The following is a 5602-nucleotide window of genomic DNA, read 5'->3' as shown; positions in this document are numbered from 1 at the left end:
AGCCCTACACCCCCGACGAAGTACGCGAAGCACTCCAGATCGGCCCCGACACCCCCATCATCACCACCGACGCACGCCACCGCGCCGACGCCAAAAGCGCGCTGATCACCCTGGTCGAACACGCCCTCATGGCACGACTCAAGTAGACGTACGCCTACGGAAGTTGCCGTAGTGCGATACGGAGGTGGGCTATGTCCTTTGACACAGCCCACCTCCGTGTTCATAACATTTCGACAGAGAATTCACGCTCCCCGGACACCCCACGCACTCGTCCGGTGCCGCTGCGCGCACATCAGCCCCGTCTTTTGGCGGGGCTCGCTCTTTATGCCCGTTTCATGTGAGGCTTGGAGCACTTGGAATGGCCGGTTCCCGCTGTTTGGATTGGAACCCTTCCCCATGCTGGAATTCCGGAGACTCCCGAGGAGTGCGGCTCGTACGAGACGGCCCTGAGACGGCCCGAGAACACACACGGCACAGCGTAGGTGCCGACGCCGAGAGGTTGTTGGTCGAGTGAGGCGAAGCAAGACGAGCTCCGCGGAGCAGCAGGCGCGGGGCAACTTCACCCCGCCGCCGCGCGCAGCGGCGCCGCCTGCGGCCGGATCCGGCCCTCCCGGGCGGGCCGGTCGCGGGGGTGCCTCCGACGGCACCGGGCCCGCGGGCGGCAAGGCCGCCGAGGGCGGTGCGACCGGAGGCCGCCCGTCCGGCGCCCGTCCCGCCTCCGGCCCTCGCGCCGGCGACACCGGCCGTCCGGCGCCCGGCAGCTCCAGCCGTCTCTCCCCGCGCAACTGGCGGGTGCCCACCCGGCTGAACGCCATTCTCCTCATACCCGTCCTGGTCGGCCTCATCATGGGTGGCTTCCAGGTCAAGTCGTCGGTCGACACCTGGCAGCAGGCGCAGGACGCCGAGAGCACGGCGCTCGTCGTCCGGGCCGCCTCCGAATACGCCCAGGCGGTGCTCAACGAGCGCGACCTCACGGCGCAGCCGCTGCTGACCAACAAGCGGGACGCGCCGGTCGTCGCCCAGGCCCGTTCGGCCACGGACGCCGCCAAGAAGCAGTTCGACCTGGTGGTGCGGGACATGCCCGCGGACGAGGGGCTGGAACGCCGGCTCAGCCTGTTCCGCGGTGAAGAGCCCAAGCTGGAGGCCATCCGGAAGACCGCGTACACGGCGGGTGTCGAGACGCCCGACAAGACCGGTGACAACGGGGGCCCGGTGGCGACCGAAGAGGGGTACGTGCTGGTGCAGCACTCCCTGATGGAGTTCGCCAACGAGCTGCAGCTGGGCACGGGCAACATCACCAGCTACGGGCGTACGGTCTACGCGGTCCAGCTGGCCAAGGCCGCCGAGTCGCTCCAGCGCTCCATCGGGATGCACCTGCTGGTCCGGCCGAGCCAGAAGGACGACGTCAGGAACGGCCAGGCGATCGCCTTCTCCTCGTACGCCTATCTGGAGGACATCGCCATCGGCGAGTACCTCTCCGCGGGCACCGAGGCGGACACCGTCAAGCTCCAGGACGTGATGAAGCGGCAGGCCGCCGAGGGGGCGAAGAAGATCACCGCCGCCGAGCAGCAGGCCGCGGCGGCCGGTCAGGACTTCAAGGCCCCGCCGACCCAGGAGGGTTCGGTCTACGACGGGATGGTCGCCGCGATCGCGAGCGGGGACAACCCGGAGCAGCTCGCGCGGCGCGGGGTCACCCCGGAGACCTGGATGGCCGCCTCCACCGCGAAGTTCGACGGTTACTCGGTCATCGAGAAGGACCTGGTCGACCGGGCGGTGGCCGACGCGGCGCAGATCGCCGACGAGGCCAGGAACGACGCCATCACCAACGGTGCCGTCACGGTGGTCGCGCTGCTGGCCGCGTTCATCCTGGCCGGGATGATGGCCCGGCAGATGAGCAACTCGATGCGCTCGCTGCGCACGGCCGCCTTCGGCATCGCGGAGCAGCGGCTGCCGATGCTGGTCGACCAGCTCTCGCGCACCGAACCGGGCCTGGTCGACACCCGCGTCCAGCCGATCCCGATCGATTCGCGTGACGAGATCGGCGAGGTGGCCCGCGCCTTCGACCAGGTGCACCGCGAGGCCGTCCGGCTGGCCGCCGAGCAGGCCATGCTACGCGGTAACGTCAACGCGATCTTCACCAACCTCTCACGCCGCAACCAGTCGCTGATCGAGGGCCAGTTGACCCTGATCTCCGACCTGGAGAACCACGAGGCCGACCCGGACCAGCTGGAGAACCTCTTCAGGCTGGACCACCTGGCGACCCGTATGCGCCGCAACGGGGAGAACCTGCTGGTCCTCGCGGGTGAGGAACCCGGCCGCCGGTGGAACGAGCCGGTGCCGCTGGTGGACGTCCTGCGCGCCGCCTCCTCCGAGGTGGAGTCCTACGAGCGCATCGAACTGTCGGGCGTCCCGGAGACCGAGATCCACGGCCAGGCGGTGACCGACCTGGTGCACCTGCTGGCGGAGCTGCTGGAGAACGCCACGACGTTCTCCTCGCCGCAGACCAAGGTGCGCGTCACCGCGACCCGGCTGCCCGACGGCCGGGTGATGATCGAGATCCACGACAAGGGCATCGGCCTGACCGCCGAGGACTTCGCGGACATCAACCACAAGCTGGCCAACCCGCCGACGGTGGACGCGTCCGTCTCGCAGCGCATGGGCCTGTTCGTGGTGGGCCGGCTCGCCGACCGGCACGGCATCCGGGTCCAGCTGCGTCCCTCGGGCGAGCAGGCGGGCACGACCTCGCTGGTCATGCTCCCGGACGCGATCACGCACGGCGGCGGTGGCGAACCGGCCGCGCAGGAGACCGACTTCACGGTCTCGCAGATCACCCGGGACGAGCCGGCCGGGCCCGCGGCCGAGCTGGGCTTCCGGCCCGACGCGCCGATGCTGACGGCCGCGGACCTGGGCTTCGACGACTCCCGGTACGAGCAGCCCGTGGAGCGGACCGCCGAGCAGCCCGCGATCGTCGACGACGTGCGGCCCGTCCCCGGCGGGGACGAGGAGCGGGCCGCGCCGACGACACCGCGGCAGACCGGCGGGCCGCTCTTCGGCGACCAGGTGGACGGCGGCTACCGCGCGCCGGCCGAGGGCCCGTACGCCCCGGCCGGCGACCAGGGCGGCCAGGGCGGTTTCGGCGCCGCGAGCGGACCGGCGGCGCCAACCGGCGCCGGGCCCTACGGTGACGGCCCGGCCGGCTCGGTGGGCCAGGTCGGCTCGTACCAGCCGCAGGACACCTCGTTCGACGCGGGATTCCCCCCGGAGTCCCCCGCCGGCTTCCCGCCCGCACCGGAGACCGGGGCGGGCTACCCGGCCGGCGGCTATGCGGAAGCCCCCTACGACGGTCCGCAGGGCGCTGAGCAGCCGTACGGCGACGACTTCGCCGCCCAGCCCCAACAGGGCGGCTGGAACGGCCGGAACGCTTTCCAGGACCCGTACGGGACCGGGCAGCGAACGGAAGCGGAATCAGCCGAGGACGCCCCAGGGAACGGCCAGGACCACGTAGACTTTGCCCGTCCGGGGCCCTCCCCCAGTTCCAGTCACTCACTCACGGACGCCGGTCTGCCGCGCCGTGGCGCCGGCCGGCCGCAGTCACAGCCGTGGGATGCCACCCCCGCCGGTCAGGACAGCGGGTCCGACGGGCAGTCCGGCGGGACCGTGGGGGCGCCCCGGGACCCCCTGAACGACGAGGCCCGGGGCGGCGCGTCGCTGTTCGGCGGCGCCCCGGCCGGCGGCGGTGGCCTGCTCGACGGCGGGGGCCGGACCGGCGGCGGAGCAGCCACCGAGGACATCGGGCGGACGGCCGACGGGCAGACCGAGACGGCCGGTACCGAGGACTGGCAGCAGCGCAACGACGCCCGCTGGCAGCGGGCCGAGCAGCTGCGCGAACCGAAGGCCGGCGGGGTCACCTCCTCCGGCCTCCCTCGCCGCGTGCCCAAGGCCAACCTGGTCGAGGGTGCGGCGGAGCAGTCCACGAAGAGCGGCCCGCAGGTTTCCCGCGCCCCGGAGGACGTGCGCGGCAGGTTGAGCAACCTGCTGAGCGGCGTCCAGCGGGGACGCAACGCGGGAGCGGACACGAACGGACCGGGCCAGGGCCCGGGCAGTACCTACAACCAGGAGCGTTAGTGTGAGCCCGATGAGCCAGGCGGCGCAGAACTTGAACTGGTTGATCACCAACTTTGTGGACAACACCCCCGGGGTGTCCCACACGGTGGTGGTCTCCGCCGACGGACTCCTGCTGGCCATGTCCGAAGGATTCCCGCGCGACCGCGCCGATCAGCTCGCGGCTGTGGCGTCCGGTCTGACCTCGCTGACGTCCGGGGCCTCCCGGATCTTCGAAGGCGGTGCCGTCAACCAGACCGTCGTCGAGATGGAGCGTGGATTCCTCTTCATCATGTCCATCTCCGACGGCTCCTCGCTGGCCGTACTCGCCCACCCCGAGGCGGACATCGGGCTGGTGGGGTACGAGATGGCGCTCCTGGTCGACCGCGCCGGTACCGTTCTCACTCCGGACCTGCGCGCCGAGCTCCAGGGGAGTCTGCTGAACTGACAGACAGTGCGCGCCCGGCCACCGCACCATTAAGGTGCGGTGGCGCGGCTCCAGAGGGACAGGAACCGGCGACCGGCAGTCGGAGGAGGACACGTGGCTACACCCCCAGGCGGACACCCCTATGACGGTGGCCTCCGGTCCCCGGGCGAACCGGCCCGGAACCGTTTCAACTTCCCCTCCACGCCGAGTCGGCAGAGCGGGCAGGGCGGCACGGACGGCGAAGCGGGTCAGGACGGCACCGGAGGCATGCCCCGGCGCCACCCCGTGTATCAACAGCCGCCCGAGCGACAACCGTACGAACAGCCGCCCCAAGGTCCGCCCATGTCCCCGCCCTTGGGACAGCCCTACGAGGAGCCCGCGCCGCAGCAGTCGTACGGGGACCACGGGCAGCGGGAGTACAGCGAACACGAGCCGTACGAACAGCCCGCCCCGCAGCGGCAGTCGTACGAGCAGTCCGCGTCCCAGCCGTACGAGTCCCAGCCGTACGAGCAGCCGGCGCCCCAGCCCTACGAGCGGCAGGCCCCGCAGCCGTACGAGCAGCCGGCGCGGCAGCAGCAGCCGCAGTCGGAGGAACGGCCCGCCCGGCAGCGGCCGTTCGAGCAGCACCGGAGCCGGCCGACGGAGCAGCCGCGCCGCTCCCCGGAACCCTCCATGGGCACGCACAACCCGTTGGTGCGCCCGTACGCCATGACCGGCGGCCGGACCCGGCCGCGTTACCAGCTCGCCATCGAGGCGCTGGTCAGTACGACCGCCGATCCGTCCCAGTTGCACGGGCAGTTGCCCGAGCACCAGCGGATCTGCCGCTTGTGTATCGAGATCAAATCGGTCGCCGAGATTTCGGCGCTCCTCTCCATTCCCCTCGGCGTGGCCCGGATCCTCGTAGCCGACCTGGCGGAGGCCGGCCTCGTCGCCATTCACCAGCCCGGCGGCGACGAGTCCGTCGGTGGTCAGCCAGATGTGACACTGCTCGAAAGGGTGCTCAGTGGACTTCGCAAGCTCTAGCGGCGGTGCGGGCCGATCTACCACCAGCGCGAAGATCGTGGTGGCGGGCGG

General features: G+C 71.4%; 3 protein-coding genes and 2 pseudogenes. All 5 read left to right on the top strand.

The features are described 5' to 3' along the window. A pseudogene (locus tag IG02_RS0135235) lies at positions 1-146 on the top strand (ATP-binding protein); the annotation flags it as partial. 364 nt (positions 147-510) lie between these two features. Beyond that, on the top strand, positions 511-4125 hold the full coding sequence (locus tag IG02_RS0135230; protein ID WP_030757631.1) for a nitrate- and nitrite sensing domain-containing protein: 3615 nt from the start codon (positions 511-513) through the stop codon (positions 4123-4125). Between the two features lie 10 nt (positions 4126-4135). Next, positions 4136-4549: a roadblock/LC7 domain-containing protein gene (locus tag IG02_RS0135225; protein ID WP_030757628.1), complete on the top strand. Its 414-nt coding sequence runs from the start codon at positions 4136-4138 to the stop codon at positions 4547-4549. Between the two features lie 321 nt (positions 4550-4870). Continuing rightward, positions 4871-5551, top strand: a complete 681-nt coding sequence (locus IG02_RS0135220) for a DUF742 domain-containing protein (RefSeq protein WP_078855073.1) — start codon at positions 4871-4873, stop codon at positions 5549-5551. Then, positions 5532-5602: pseudogene (locus IG02_RS41265) on the top strand (ATP-binding protein); the annotation flags it as partial. The gene IG02_RS0135220 and the pseudogene IG02_RS41265, both read left to right, overlap by 20 nt.

The sequence above is a fragment of the Streptomyces sp. NRRL F-5135 genome (genome assembly GCF_000719775.1).
GTDB classification, from domain to species: domain Bacteria; phylum Actinomycetota; class Actinomycetes; order Streptomycetales; family Streptomycetaceae; genus Streptomyces; species Streptomyces hebeiensis.
This window is presented reverse-complemented; position numbering and strand designations above follow the sequence as displayed.

Excerpts from the sequence above, each read along its gene's own strand:
- IG02_RS0135220 (WP_078855073.1), top strand. The coding sequence starts at position 4,871 with ATGTCCCCGCCCTTGGGACAGCCCTACGAGGAGCCCGCGCCGCAGCAG.
- IG02_RS0135225 (WP_030757628.1), top strand. The coding sequence starts at position 4,136 with ATGAGCCAGGCGGCGCAGAACTTGAACTGGTTGATCACCAACTTTGTG.